This is a genomic window from Sphingomonas panaciterrae (assembly GCF_036890205.1).
GTDB lineage: Bacteria > Pseudomonadota > Alphaproteobacteria > Sphingomonadales > Sphingomonadaceae > Sphingomonas > Sphingomonas panaciterrae.
On sequence record NZ_JAKNQR010000003.1, the window covers coordinates 258,769 to 271,585 of the forward strand.

A 12,817-nucleotide genomic window follows, 5' to 3' on the forward strand; every position below is an offset into this window, starting at 1 on the left:
TTATGTCGGGGCACGGAGCGGCGCGTGCAATGGGGTGACGCGCGGTTGATGCGCAGGAGCCGTCACCCCGCGACGCTGCGGGGTGACGGCGCTGACGCTACGCTGACCTGGGCGCGTTACCTCGCGGCGGATCGGGTGGAGCCAAGACCCTTCACATGATTGGCACCATGGCGGATTTCCGCGGTGGAGCCCTGCAGCGCGTCGCCGATCGGCTCGGCGCGGCCGCCGAGGCAGGGGGCGAGGAAGTTTTCCGTCACCGCGTTGAACGCGATGTTGTTCACCGGCCGGGCGAACCCATGCCCTTCGTCCGGGAAGACGACATAGGTGACGGGGATGTTCTTCGCCTTCATCGCATCGACGATCTGATCGCTTTCGCGCACGTTGACGCGCGGATCGTTGGCACCTTGGCCGATCAGCAGCGGCTTCTTGATCTTGTCCGCCGCGAAGAGCGGCGAGCGTTCCTTCAGGATTGCCTGACCCTCCGGCGTCGTGGGATCGCCCATGCGGCGGTACATCTGCTGCTTGCCCGCCTCCCAATAGGCAGGGATTGAGGCGAGCAGGGTATTGAGGTTCGACGGGCCGACGATGTCGACGCCGCACGCGAAGGTATCCGGCGTGAAGGCGAGGCCGGCGAGCGTCGCATAGCCGCCGTAGGAGCCGCCCATGATCGCGACCTTGTCCTTGGTCGTCACGCCCTCGCGCACGGCCCAGTCGACCGCGTCGAGCAGGTCGTCGTGCATCTTCTTGCCCCATTCCATGTTCCCGGCGGCAAGGAACTTCTTGCCGAAGCCGGTGGAGGCGCGGAAGTTCACCGAGAGCACCGCATAGCCGCGGTTGGCGAGCCACTGGTGATAGCTGTTATAGCCGTAGCCATCGCGGCCCCACGGCCCGCCATGGACGAACAGCACCATCGGCACGGGCTTGTCCGCCCTGCCATCGCCATTCGCGTCGACGCCCTTGGGCAGCGTCAGATAGGAGACGAGATCGAGCCCGTCGCGCGACTTGATCACCGTGGGGATCATCGGCACGAGCGGCGCGCCGACCAGCGCCGGGCGCGAGACGTAGAGCTGCTTCAGCGTCTTGGCGCGGCGATCATAGACCCAGGTGGAGGCAGGGGCGGACACCGGATCGAAGGCGACAAGCCATTTGTCGTCGGCATCAGTGCGGCTGGTGATCGTGAACTCACCCTTGTTCTGCGCCTTGAGGAAGGCGAGATCTGCCTTCACCGCCTCGCCGATGGGCACATATTCGTTCTTGAGATAATCCGCGCGATAAGCCTCGATCACGCCGGTTTTAGGATTGAACAGGGCGTCGGCGAGATCGACGCGGGGGTCCTCGGCGATCAGCGTCATCTTGCCGCTGGTATCCTGTGCCATGAGCGCACCGGTGTTACGATCACGCGAGTCCGCCCAGTAGATCGTCTTGCCATCGGTGGTGAAGCCGATCGCACCGGTCGTCGCGCTATCGTCGAGGCCATAAGAGAGGATCGGGGTGGCTTCTGCCTTGCCGTCCACGATCCTGAACCAGTCGTCGCCGCCATCGGCGCGCGGGCGAGAGCCGATGCGGATGTTTAGCTGATCGTCGGCCATGAAGCCGGCATAGCCATCATTCTGCATCACCAGCGTCAGCTTGCCGGTCTTGAGGTCGAGGCTGTGGACATCGTGCCAGCGGGGATCGCGATTGTTGAGGCCGATGAGGACGCGGTCCTTGATCGTCCTGCTTTGGCCGTACGGGATCACGCGAACCTTCTCGAACGGCGTGTAATCGCGCGCCTCGCCCCCCACGACGGGAACGCCATAGAGCCGGAAATTCTCGTCACCGCCCTTGTCGTTGACGAACAGCACCTGGCTCGAATCCGGTGCCCAGAAGGTCTGGCGGATCGGGCGGGTCTTCTCCGCGGTCAGCGGCTTGGCCGCGGCGGGATTGTCAGCCGGGGCGACCCAAACGTTGAGCACGCCATCGCGCGGGGCGATGAAGCTGATCCACCGGCCGTCGGGCGACAGCTGACCGCCGGTCTTCTCCGGATTGCCGAACAATTTGGTGCGCTCAATCAGCGGCGCCGCCACCTGCGTCCGGGTGGCTGATGGTCCCGCGGCGACAGCCGCCGCCGCCAGTGCGATGCCTGTTGCCCCCAACAGCAATTTTGTCGCGATACGCATGTTGATTCTCCCCCTGACCTATTGGCCGACTGTGTCATGCGCATAGGACACCGGCAAGCGCAAACGGAACAGTTTGAAGGCCTTGCGGGTTTCAGCAGGGAGTGGAGGCGATGATGCAACCGATCTATTTCGTACTGGCGATCATGGGCTGCGGGGACGATCAGTCCGGCTGCGCAGAGGCGCGGATCGACCCGGTTCGCTATTCCACCGTGCAACAGTGCCAGGCCGCGGCGCCGGCGGCGCTGGCGCGCAATACGGACCTGATGTTCCCGGTGATCAGCGCGGCGTGCCGCGCGAGCGGACCCCGGTGGGTTGCCAAGGACAAGGGGCAGCCGAAGGGCTGATTGCGCCGTTAGGGCGCCTAGCGCCCGGTCAGTTCTGCGAAATAGATGGAATCAGAAAGGGCGCCGGTCGATCGACCGGCGCCCTTCTGGTTTATTCGACGGCGACCTTGGCCTTGCCGCCCTTGCGCTTCGGCTTCTTGGGCGCCGCGCCGACGATCTCGAACGTCAGCGCATTGTCCTTCAGCTTCACCACGACCTCGCCGCCATGGACGAGCTTGCCGAACAGCAGTTCCTCGGCCAGCGGCTGCTTGATCTTCTCCTGGATCAGGCGGCCCATCGGGCGCGCGCCATAGAGTTTGTCATAGCCCTTGGTGGTGAGCCACTGGCGCGCCTCGTCGTCGAGCTTGATGTGGACGTCGCGGTCCGCCAGCTGAAGCTCCAGCTGAAGGATGAACTTGTCCACCACCCGGGCGACAACCTCGGTCGGCAGGTAGCTGAACGGCACGATCGCATCGAGACGGTTGCGGAATTCCGGCGTGAACAGCCGCTGCACGGCCTGCTCGTCCTCACCCTCGCGGGAAAGATTGCCGAAGCCCAGCGTCTCGCGTGCCATGTCGGACGCGCCCGCATTGGTCGTCATGATCAGGATGACGTTGCGGAAATCGACCGTCTTGCCGTGCTGGTCGGTCAGGCGGCCGTTGTCCATCACCTGAAGCAGGATGTTGAACAGGTCCGGATGCGCCTTCTCGATCTCGTCGAGCAGCAGCACGCAATGTGGGTTCTGATCGACCGCGTCGGTCAGCAGGCCGCCCTGGTCGAACCCGACATAGCCCGGAGGGGCACCGATCAGCCGGCTGACCGAATGGCGCTCCATATATTCGGACATGTCGAACCGCTGGAGCGGGATGCCCATGATCGTCGCAAGCTGCTTGGCAACCTCGGTCTTGCCGACGCCGGTGGGGCCGGTGAAGAGGTAATTGCCGATCGGCTTCTCCGGATCGCGCAGACCCGCGCGTGACAGCTTGATCGCGCTCGCGAGGTTCTCGATCGCCTTGTTCTGGCCGAACACCACGCGCTTCAGGTCCGTCTCGAGCGTCTCGAGCACCTTCTTGTCGTCCGTCGATACGCTCTTCGGCGGGATGCGGGCCATCGTCGCGATGACCTGCTCGATCTCCTTGGGCGTGATCGTCTTCTTGCGCTTCGACGGCGCCACCAGCATCTGCATCGCCCCGACTTCGTCGATCACGTCGATCGCCTTGTCGGGCAGCTTGCGGTCGTTGATGTAACGCGCCGACAGTTCCACGGCCGACTTGATCGCGTCGGGCGTGTATTTGACGTCATGATGGCTCTCGAACGCCGAGCGCAGGCCGGCGAGGATCTTGATCGTATCCTCGATCGTCGGCTCGTTCACGTCGATCTTCTGGAACCGGCGCAGCAGCGCGCGATCCTTTTCGAAGTGGTTGCGGAACTCCTTGTACGTCGTGGAGCCGATGCAGCGGATCGTGCCGCCCGACAGCGCCGGCTTCAGCAGGTTCGACGCATCCATCGCGCCGCCGCTGGTCGCGCCGGCACCGATCACGGTGTGGATCTCGTCGATGAAGAGCACCGCATGCGGCATCTTCTCGAGCTCATTGACGACCTGCTTCAGCCGTTCCTCGAAATCGCCGCGATAGCGCGTGCCGGCGAGCAGCGCGCCCATGTCGAGCGAATAGATGACGGCGGGCTTCAGCACGTCGGGCACGTCGCCCTCGACAATCTTGCGCGCGAGGCCTTCCGCAATGGCCGTCTTGCCAACGCCCGGATCGCCCACATAGAGCGGGTTGTTCTTCGACCGGCGGCACAGGATCTGCACCGTGCGATCGACCTCCGGGCCGCGACCGATCAGCGGATCGACCTTGCCGTTACGCGCCTTTTCATTGAGGTCGACGGTGAACTGCTTGAGCGCGCTTTCACCCTTGCCGGCCTTCTCGGCTGGCTTCTTCTCTTCCTTGTCCTCGGCTCCCTTGGGCGTCGCGGCTTCCGGCGCGGACACGCCCTTGCCGACGCCGTGGCTGATGTAGCTGACGGCATCGAGGCGGCTCATGTCCTGCTGCTGCAGGAAATAAACGGCATAGCTTTCGCGTTCGGAGAACAAGGCGACCAGCACGTTCGCGCCGGTTACTTCATCGCGACCGGAGGACTGGACGTGCAGGATCGCGCGCTGCACGACGCGCTGGAACCCGCTGGTGGGAGAGGGATCGGTCTGCTGGTCGACCTTCAGCGCGCCAAGCTCGGTATCGAGATAATGCGCGACGGTAGTCTTGAGTTCGCCAAGGTCGACGCCGCACGCGGTCATCACCTGGCTGGCATGCTCGTCATCGACGAGCGCGAACAGCAGGTGTTCGAGCGTGGCATATTCATGGCGCCGGGACGACGCGGCCTCGAGTGCCTTGTGCAGCGTGGTCTCGAGAGCGCTGGCAAAGGATGGCATTCAGGATACTCCAACCGGGCAGCAGGCAGGCGCCTGGCCCTTTCTCACCATGTCGTGATTGCGGCGGCCGTCATCAAGAAGCGCAGTCAGGGACCGGCAGGTGGCGTGGCGCCGGGCGGGTGCCCGCCCGGTCATCGCCTGAACAAGGCGTCCGCAGAGGCGCGCGTGTTCGACGCCAGTTCGATCTTGCGCCGGCTGCGGGCGATTTCGCCCTCCAGCGCCGTGATTCGCGCCTCCAGCTCGGCAACCGATAGGCGATCGAGATCCTCGCGCACCAGGGCGGTCAGCGGATCGTCGGGCCGGGACCCGAGGATATCATCCAGATCCATAGCCCCCATCGTTGACCGCTGCGGGTGCGAAGTCAATAAGGCGCGCAAAGTCCGAATGAGGGGGACGCGAATGTACATCATTCCGGCGACAATGCGGGCGATCGATCCCGAAGCGCCCGGTGGGCCAGAGGTGCTGCAGATCGTGGAGCGTCCGGTCCCTGCCGTGCAGCCGGGCGAAGTGCTGATCCGCGTCGCCGCGGCCGGGGTGAACCGCCCCGACGTCATGCAGCGCAAGGGCGCCTATCCGCCGCCGCCGGGCGCGCCCAGCATCTTCGGGCTGGAGGTGTCGGGCACGGTCGTCGCGCTGGGCGAGGGGGTTCACCAGCTGATGGTCGGGCAGCCGGTCTGCGCGCTGGTCGCCGGGGGCGGCTATGCCGATTATGTGACGGCGCCCGCCGGCCAGTGCCTGCCGGTGCCCGAGCTGCTGTCGATGGAAGAAGCGGCGGCGATGCCGGAAACGCTGTTCACCGTGTGGACCAATTTGTTCGAGCGGGCCTATGCCTCCGAGGGGGATACGGTGCTGGTGCATGGGGGCACGAGCGGCATCGGGACGATGGCGATTTCGCTGTGCAACATCTTTGGCATCACCATCATCGTCACCGCCGGATCGGACGAGAAGGTCGCGGCGGCCAAGGCGTTGGGGGCGGATCATGCGATCAATTACAGGACCGAGGATTTCGTCGAGCGGGTGAAGGAAATCACCGGCGGCGCAGGCTGTGCCGCGGTGCTTGACATGGTGGGCGGCGACTATGTTGCCCGCAATCTCAAGTGCTTGGCGCCGGACGGCCGGCATGTGTCGATCGCGGTGCAGGGCGGCGCCAAGGCGACGATCCCGATCTTCGAAGTGATGATGAAGCGGCTGACGCTGACCGGATCCACGCTGCGGGCGCGCGACAATGCGTTCAAGGCGATGGTCGCGGACGAGCTGGCGCGCATCGTCTGGCCGCATGTCGAGGCGGGGCGGCTGAAGCCGGTGATGGACAAGGCGTTCCCGCTGGAACAGGCGGCGGACGCGCATCGCCGGATGGAAGCCGGCGATCATGTGGGCAAGATCGTCCTGACGATGGGCTAGTCCCGGCCGCCCTTCGGAGAAGATCGGCCGATTTGCGCGGCGAGCCGGCCAGCAGCGATTTCGGGAGTCGATTTGTCCGTGTCGCGATCGACCTGGTAATTGGCGGCGCGCATCATCGCCGGGGTGATCGCGCCGATCAGCGGGCGCAGCGCATCGGCAAAGCGCGCGTCGCCGGCGCGGCGCGGTGAGACCAACAGAATCGCGTCATAGCCCGGAATCGCACCGCGCGGATCGGGCAGCACGACCAGATCGTCGGCGGCGATCCGGCCGTCGGAGGAAAAGGCGCTGATCACATCCGCCCGGCCGCTGGCCAGCGCGCGATACATGAAGGTCGGGCTGTAGGGCGTCGCGGCGGCGAAGCGCATCGGATAGGCGCGGCGGATCGCGGCCCATTCGGCGCGGTCGAGGAATTCGAGGTCGGCGCCGAGCCGTAGCCGGGGCGACTGGCGCGCCAGATCGTTCAGATCGGCGATGCCGCGGCGCGCCGCATCCTCCCGCTTCATCGCAAAAGCGTAGGCGTTTTGGAAGCCGAGCGGGCCAAGCAGCGTCACCTGATGCTGCCGGCGTGCCCAGTCGCCGATCGCGCGCACCTGCTGATCGCGTGGCGGGGTGTCGCTGCGCTTCATCTCGCCGGTCCAGATCGTGCCGGCATAATCGACATAGACGTCGATCGCGCCGCTCTTGAGCGCGCCGAAGGCGACCGCGGAGCCGAGCCCGTCGCGATAGTCGACGGCATAGCCCGCGTCGCGCAGCCGATCGCCGATCAGCCGGGCGAGGATGAATTGTTCGGAGAAGTTCTTCGCGCCGACGACCACCCGATCCTGATCGCTGCGCCACAAAGGCGCGGCGGCGGCGATAGTCGCGGCGACGATCAGCCCGAGCGACAGGGCCGCCAGCCAGCGGCGGCGATGCGCGATGCCCCATTCGGACAGGCCGAGCAGCGCGTCGGTGGCGAGCGCCAGCGCGGCGGAGGCGATGCACCCCGCCAGCACCAGCGGCCAGGATTGCGTCTGAAGCCCGGCGAAGATGAGGTCGCCGAGGCTCGGCTGACCGACCGTGGTGGAAAGGGTCGCCGCGCCGATCGTCCACACCGCGGCGGTACGCACCCCCGCCATCACCATCGGCAGGACCAGCGGTGCCTCCACCAGCCGGCGTTTCTGCCAGCCGGTCATGCCGATGCCGTCCGCAGCCTCGATCACTGCCGGGTCGAGGCCCTGGAGCCCGGTGACGACGTTCCGCAGGATCGGGAGGATGGCGTAGAGTGTGAGCGCCAGAACCGAGGGGAGGAAGCCGAGCGCGGGCAGGCCGCCGATCCACAGGAGTATGGGATAGAAAAGCGCGAGCAGCGCGAGGCTGGGGATCGTCTGGACGAGGCTGGCGGCACCCAGCGCGATCCGCGCCGCAGTGGGCCGGCGCGCGGACCAGAAGCCGAGCGGCACCGCGATGAGGATGCCGGCGGCGAGCGCCGTCATCGCGAGCAGGAAGTGCTGCGCGGCGAGATCGGGGACGCGCGCCCAGGCGTCGCTCATCGCGCGAGGCCCGCGAGGCGAAGCGCCTGATCGCGGGGGACGGCGACCAGCGCCTGCGCCTGTTCACCGCCGCCGCCGGCGAGAAGCGCGGCGGGCGTTTCGTCGGCGATGATCCGGCCGTGATCCATCACCAGGACTCGATCGGCGAGGAGCAGCGCCTCCGCCATGTCATGTGTGACCATGATGGTGGTGAGGCCGAGCCGGCGGTGCAGCGCCTGCACCGCGTCGCCCAGCGCGCTGCGGGTGATCGGATCGAGCGCGCCGAACGGTTCGTCGAGCAGCAGCAGCTGCGGCCCGGTGACGAGCGCGCGGGCGACGCCGACGCGCTGGCGCTGCCCGCCGGAGAGCGCGTCGGGCAGCCGGCTGCCGAGCGCGCTCGGCAGATCGACGAGGTCGAGCATCTCGCCCACGCGCGCCTCGCGCTGCTCGCGCGCCGGGCCCTGGCCGGCGATGCGCAGCGGCAGGGCGATATTCTCCGCCACGGTCAGGTGCGGGAAGAGGCCGACGTTCTGGAACACATAGCCAATCGCGCGGCGCAGGCGGTGCGAGGCCTGATCGCGGACATCATGGTCGCCCAGCGTGACATGGCCGGCGGTCGGCTCCACCAGTCGATTGATCATCTTCAACAGCGTCGATTTGCCCGAACCCGAGCTGCCGACCAGTGCGACGAAGCTGCCGCCGGCGATGGTGAGCGTCACCTCGTCGACCGCTGCGCTCCCCCCGGCGTAGTGTTTCGCGATGCGGTGGAAAGCCACCGCCGGGCCGGATAAGTCCAGGGACATCGGCCGGGAGGATGCGGGATGCCGCCACCGGCGTCAAACATGAGGGTTGAGAGATGAAGGCGATCCTGATCACCGGCGGGGGTTCCGGCATCGGCCGGGCGGTGGCGCAATTGTTCGCCGACCGGGGGTGGCGCGTCGGGATGGCCGATCGCGACAGCGCAGGGCTGAAGGAGACGGCGGCGGGGCTGCCGGCGGAGCGCACCAGCTGTCACGTCATGGACGTGCGATCGCCGGAGGATTGGGAGGAAGTGCTGGCCGAGTTCACGCAGCTGAGCGGCGGGCGGCTGGACGTGCTGTTCAACAATGCCGGGGTCGCGGTGGGCGGGCCATTCGGCGCGGCGGGGCTGGAGGACATCGACCGCGCGGTCGACGTCAACCTGAAGGGCGTACTGTATGGCGCGCGCATGGCCTATCCGTTTCTGGCGGCGACGCCGGGATCGTGCCTGCTCAACACCGCGTCGGCCGCTGGCATCTATGGCACGCCGGGGGCGGCGGTTTATTCGGCGACCAAGTTCGCGGTGCGCGGGCTGACCGAGGCGCTGGACGGCGAATGGGCGGCGGACGACATTCGCGTGCGAAGCCTGATGCCGGGCTTCATCGACACGCCGCTGCTGCAGGCCGGGGTCGGCGGATCGAACCGCAGCGTGCGCGAGACGGTGGTCGAGGCGGGGCTGGAGTTCACGCCGGTCGAGGTCGTCGCGCAAGCGGCGTGGGAAGCGGTGCATGGCGGGCGCGTCCACACGCTGGTCGGCAAGACGGCGCGGCGACTGTCCTTTGCGTCGCGGTGGATGCCGGGATCGCTGCGCAAGCGGATGCGCGGCGGGCGGGCGCTCTGACGGGGTGACCGGGTGAGGCAAGCGGACATTGTGCGTTCAGACCGCCGGACGATGCGTTGCGATACGTGCTGGCGCTTGCTGCTGTCCGATGGGTGGCCGGCGCGGCACGAAACCGGCGGTAGCGCGCGGCGGGCGCTCAGCTCGCCTTCTTCGGTTTGCGCGGCTTGGGGGCTGGCAGCTCAGCGGCGGTCAGGCGCAGCAGTTCGCCGAGCCATTCGGCGTCATCCCATCGATCGGCTTCGATCAGCAAGTTTGGCTTGGCACCCGGATAGGGCGGCGCTTCGGACACGGGCGCGGCATGGCGGCGACCGGAGGCGGTGGGCTTCAGGTAAAGCTGATCGTCGCAGACCGTGCCGATCATCTTGCCGTCGAGGTAGAGGCCGTATTTGCCGAACATCGGCTTGGCCGAGACCGTTCCCGCACCGGCAGCCTGTTCGAGCAGATGTTCAATCGTGCGGTGCTGCGTGGCCATCGGAGCCAGCGTAACAGACCCATATCGCGGGGAACAGGGCGCGGGCACTGACGGCGGGGTTCTACTCGCCAATGGTGCTTTTGTTGAGGAGCACGTCGAGGCGATAGACGTGCGCCGGGCGGGTGAGGAGGTCGTTCATGCGGGCATTGTCGCGGAAGATGTCGCCGCCGCCACCCGCGACATGCGCGTCGCGGGCAGCGATGGTGGGGAATGCCTCGAAGATGCCGAACACCTGCGGCGAATAGCGCACCGCGAACCACGGGCCGGTCCCCGGTTCGCCGAGGACGCAGCCGTAGATGTCGCGGAGCATATCGACGACCGCGTCTTCCTTGCCGGGCCTTGCCTCGATGTGAATGTAGAAGGCCTTGTGCCCGTCCGCGCCGTTCTCGCCGGTCAGGATGACGCCGCGATGCGGGGCATCCGCGATGGGATGGTGGTGGGGAATGGGACCGGGAACGGTGGCCGGATCCTCCGGGCGGGCTGAGGGTGGCGTTGGGCTTGTCATGCGCGATCTTCCGACAGTGGCCGGACCGGGTCCGTCGCCGTTGAAGCTATGCGGTGAACGGGCCTGCCACCATTGCGAAGGTGCGCGGTACCTTTCACTTTTTGCAAGGCTGCGCCGCTGCTACCTTGGTCGGCGATGCACCTGCCTGCGCCCCGCACCCTTCAGGCGTTCGTCGCCGCGGCGCGACTGGGAAGCCTTGCCGCGGCCAGTACCCGGGTGGCGATGTCAGTGCCGGCGCTGTCCAGGCGTCTCGCTGCGCTGGAGGAGGGGCTGGGCGTCCGCCTGTTCGAGCGGCTTCCGCGCGGTGTCGTGCTGACGGATGCGGGCGAACGCTACCTGGTGCATGCGGTCGCCATCCTCGAGCGGCTTGAGGTCGCCGCCGCCGAGGTGCGGCAGGATTCAGCGACCGTGCGGGTCACGACGATCCCGTCGCTGGCCACACGATGGCTGTTGCCGCGCCTGCCCGATTTCACTGCGCGCAATCCCGACATCCATGTCGATGTTCGCACCTCGATTACATTCGAGCGGCTCGACGGGGGTGAGTACGACCTGGCGATCCGCCTAGCGCCCGACGCCGAGATGGCGATGGCGCCGTTGCTGCCGATCCATCTCTTGCCGGTGTGGAGCGCGGGTCATTCGTTCGCGATCGATCGTCCCGCGGAGATTCTGCGCCATGTGCTGCTGGGACCGGATCACCGGCCGGAATTCTGGCAGGAGTGGCTCGGCGGCGTTGGTTTGGACAGGTCGGCGGCGCGCATCCGAGGGATCGATCCGCTGCTGCTGTACGAGCATGCCGTCAGCGGTGCCGGCGTCGCGATCGGGCTCGAGCCGTTGGTATCGGGTCTGCTGAACGATGGCCGGCTGACGGGATTGGCCACGCACCGGCTGCGATCGGCGCGCAGTTTCTTCCTGCTGGAGCCGCTTAGGCCGTCGACCCGCGCGGGGTGCCTCTTGCGCGACTGGCTGTGGCGCCAGGCGCACGGCTGAGCGGGGGGCTTGGGGGCGGGGCGGCCGGCCCCGCCGTTGATCAGCCGATTAGCAGGCCGGCGAGGGCGGCGGAGAGGAGGTTGGCGAGGCTGCCGGCGAGGAGCGCGCGGATGCCGAGCTTGGCGATCATCGGCCGCTGGTTGGGCGCGAGGTTGCCGGTCACCGCCATCTGGATCGCGATCGAGGAGAAATTGGCGAAGCCGCACAAGGCAAAGGTGACGATCGCCACGGTGCGTTCGGACAGCTCACCGGCCTGGCGGCCGAGGTCGATGTACGCGACAAACTCGTTCAGCACGATCTTCTGGCCGAACATGCCGCCCGCGCGCAGTGCCTCGTCCCATGGCACGTTGATGAGGAACATCACCGGCGCAAAGGCATAGCCGAGGATCTGCTGGAAGCTGAGATCGGGATAGCCGAACAGGCCGCCGATGCCCCCGAGGATGCCGTTGGCGAGCGCAACCAGCGCGACGAACGCCAGCACCATCGCGCCGACCGCGACGGCGAGGCGCACGCCGGTCTGTGCGCCCTGTGCGGCGGCCATGATGATGTTGGCGGGTGCCTCCTCGTCATGCGTCGCCTGCGGCATGGGTTCGCCGGGCGCGAGCTCGTTCGGGAGCGCGGCGATGTTGGCGCCGGCGAGGCGCGCCTCGGAGACCAGGATCTCGCGGTCGGCGTCGGGCAGGTCGCCGAGCGGCAGTTCGCCTTCCGGCGGCACGGTGCGGTCCGGCATGATGATCTTTGCCATCAGGATGCCGGCAGGCGCGGCCATGAAGCTGGCGGCGAGGAGATAGTCGATGCGGATGCCCATCGAGGCATAGGCCGCGAGGATCGTGCCCGCGACGCCGGCCATGCCGCTGGTCATCACGGTGAACAGCTGCGGCGGGGTGAGGCCGGCGAGATAGGGGCGGATGACGAGCGGCGATTCGGACTGGCCGACGAAGACGTTGGCCGCCGCGCACAGGCTTTCCACCTTGGAGACGCCGATCACCTTTTCCAGCGCGCCGCCCAGCCAGCGGACGACGAACTGCATGATGCCGAGATAATAAAGGATCGAAACGAGGCTGGCGAAGAAGATGATCACCGGCAGCGCGGCGATCGCGAAGCTGTTGCCGCCGATCTCAGGCGAGGCGAGCGGGCCGAACAGGAAGTCGACGCCCGCCTTGGCATAGCCCAGCAGGTTCGAGACGCCCGCCGACATGGTGGCGAGCACGCGCTTGCCCCAGTCGACGTAGAGCACCATCACTGCGATGCCGACCTGAAGCGCAAAGGCGCTGAGCACGACGCGGGGACGGATGGCGCGCCGGTCGGTCGACAAGGCCACGGCCAGCGCAAGGATCACCAGAATACCGGCGATACCGATCAGAAAACGGCTCAACTGCAACTCATCCCCGC

Annotated in this window: 12 protein-coding genes; 4 read left to right on the plus strand and 8 right to left on the minus strand. The window is 67.1% G+C overall.

Annotation, left to right across the window (positions count from 1 at the left end; translation table 11 throughout):
- Window positions 1–116 precede the first annotated feature (116 nt).
- Window positions 117–2,159, minus strand: coding sequence for a S9 family peptidase (locus tag L8F96_RS11330; RefSeq protein WP_334656030.1), 2,043 nt, complete (start codon window positions 2,157–2,159; stop codon window positions 117–119).
- A 110-nt stretch (window positions 2,160–2,269) separates the two neighbouring features.
- On the opposite strand from L8F96_RS11330, the gene L8F96_RS11335 reads away from it, so the two are divergent.
- Window positions 2,270–2,503, plus strand: coding sequence for a hypothetical protein (locus tag L8F96_RS11335; RefSeq protein WP_241212575.1), 234 nt, complete (start codon window positions 2,270–2,272; stop codon window positions 2,501–2,503).
- Window positions 2,504–2,594: 91 nt separating this feature from the next.
- Here L8F96_RS11335 and clpA read toward each other — a convergent pair whose 3' ends face one another.
- Together clpA and L8F96_RS11345 are read right to left on the minus strand one after the other, a co-directional pair.
- Complete coding sequence (clpA, locus tag L8F96_RS11340; protein ID WP_145120488.1) at window positions 2,595–4,913, minus strand: ATP-dependent Clp protease ATP-binding subunit ClpA; 2,319 nt, start codon at window positions 4,911–4,913, stop codon at window positions 2,595–2,597.
- A 131-nt stretch (window positions 4,914–5,044) separates the two neighbouring features.
- The gene (locus L8F96_RS11345; RefSeq protein ID WP_334656031.1) at window positions 5,045–5,242 is read right to left on the minus strand and encodes a DUF1192 domain-containing protein; all 198 of its coding nucleotides are present in this window, start codon (window positions 5,240–5,242) and stop codon (window positions 5,045–5,047) included.
- 70 nt (window positions 5,243–5,312) lie between these two features.
- On the opposite strand from L8F96_RS11345, the gene L8F96_RS11350 reads away from it, so the two are divergent.
- A complete protein-coding gene (locus L8F96_RS11350; RefSeq protein WP_334656032.1) occupies window positions 5,313–6,314 on the plus strand; it encodes an NAD(P)H-quinone oxidoreductase in 1,002 nt (333 codons plus the stop codon).
- Here L8F96_RS11350 and L8F96_RS11355 read toward each other — a convergent pair.
- Window positions 6,311–7,843 carry an ABC transporter permease/substrate-binding protein gene (locus L8F96_RS11355; protein WP_334656033.1) on the minus strand — a complete coding sequence of 511 codons (1,533 nt, stop codon included), beginning with the start codon at window positions 7,841–7,843 and terminating at the stop codon, window positions 6,311–6,313. The two genes, L8F96_RS11350 and L8F96_RS11355, sit on opposite strands and share 4 nt — an antisense overlap.
- The gene (locus L8F96_RS11360; RefSeq protein WP_334656034.1) at window positions 7,840–8,625 is read right to left on the minus strand and encodes an ABC transporter ATP-binding protein; all 786 of its coding nucleotides are present in this window, start codon (window positions 8,623–8,625) and stop codon (window positions 7,840–7,842) included. Before L8F96_RS11360 ends, L8F96_RS11355 begins: the two co-directional genes overlap by 4 nt.
- Before the next feature lie 53 nt (window positions 8,626–8,678).
- On the opposite strand from L8F96_RS11360, the gene L8F96_RS11365 reads away from it, so the two are divergent.
- Complete coding sequence (locus L8F96_RS11365; RefSeq protein WP_334656035.1) at window positions 8,679–9,461, plus strand: SDR family oxidoreductase; 783 nt, start codon at window positions 8,679–8,681, stop codon at window positions 9,459–9,461.
- A gap of 136 nt (window positions 9,462–9,597) precedes the next feature.
- On the opposite strand, the gene L8F96_RS11370 is transcribed toward L8F96_RS11365, so the two are convergent.
- On the minus strand, window positions 9,598–9,933 hold the full coding sequence (locus L8F96_RS11370) for a TfoX/Sxy family protein (RefSeq protein ID WP_334656036.1): 336 nt from the start codon (window positions 9,931–9,933) through the stop codon (window positions 9,598–9,600).
- Between the two features lie 61 nt (window positions 9,934–9,994).
- Window positions 9,995–10,438: a putative quinol monooxygenase gene (locus L8F96_RS11375; protein WP_211095161.1), complete on the minus strand. Its 444-nt coding sequence runs from the start codon at window positions 10,436–10,438 to the stop codon at window positions 9,995–9,997.
- 135 nt (window positions 10,439–10,573) lie between these two features.
- On the opposite strand from L8F96_RS11375, the gene L8F96_RS11380 reads away from it, so the two are divergent.
- Window positions 10,574–11,425, plus strand: coding sequence for a LysR family transcriptional regulator (locus L8F96_RS11380; RefSeq protein WP_334656037.1), 852 nt, complete (start codon window positions 10,574–10,576; stop codon window positions 11,423–11,425).
- A gap of 40 nt (window positions 11,426–11,465) precedes the next feature.
- On the opposite strand, the gene L8F96_RS11385 is transcribed toward L8F96_RS11380, so the two are convergent.
- Entirely contained in the window at window positions 11,466–12,800 is a 1,335-nt protein-coding gene (locus L8F96_RS11385; protein ID WP_125945232.1) for a NupC/NupG family nucleoside CNT transporter, read from the minus strand.
- Window positions 12,801–12,817: the final 17 nt, after the last annotated feature.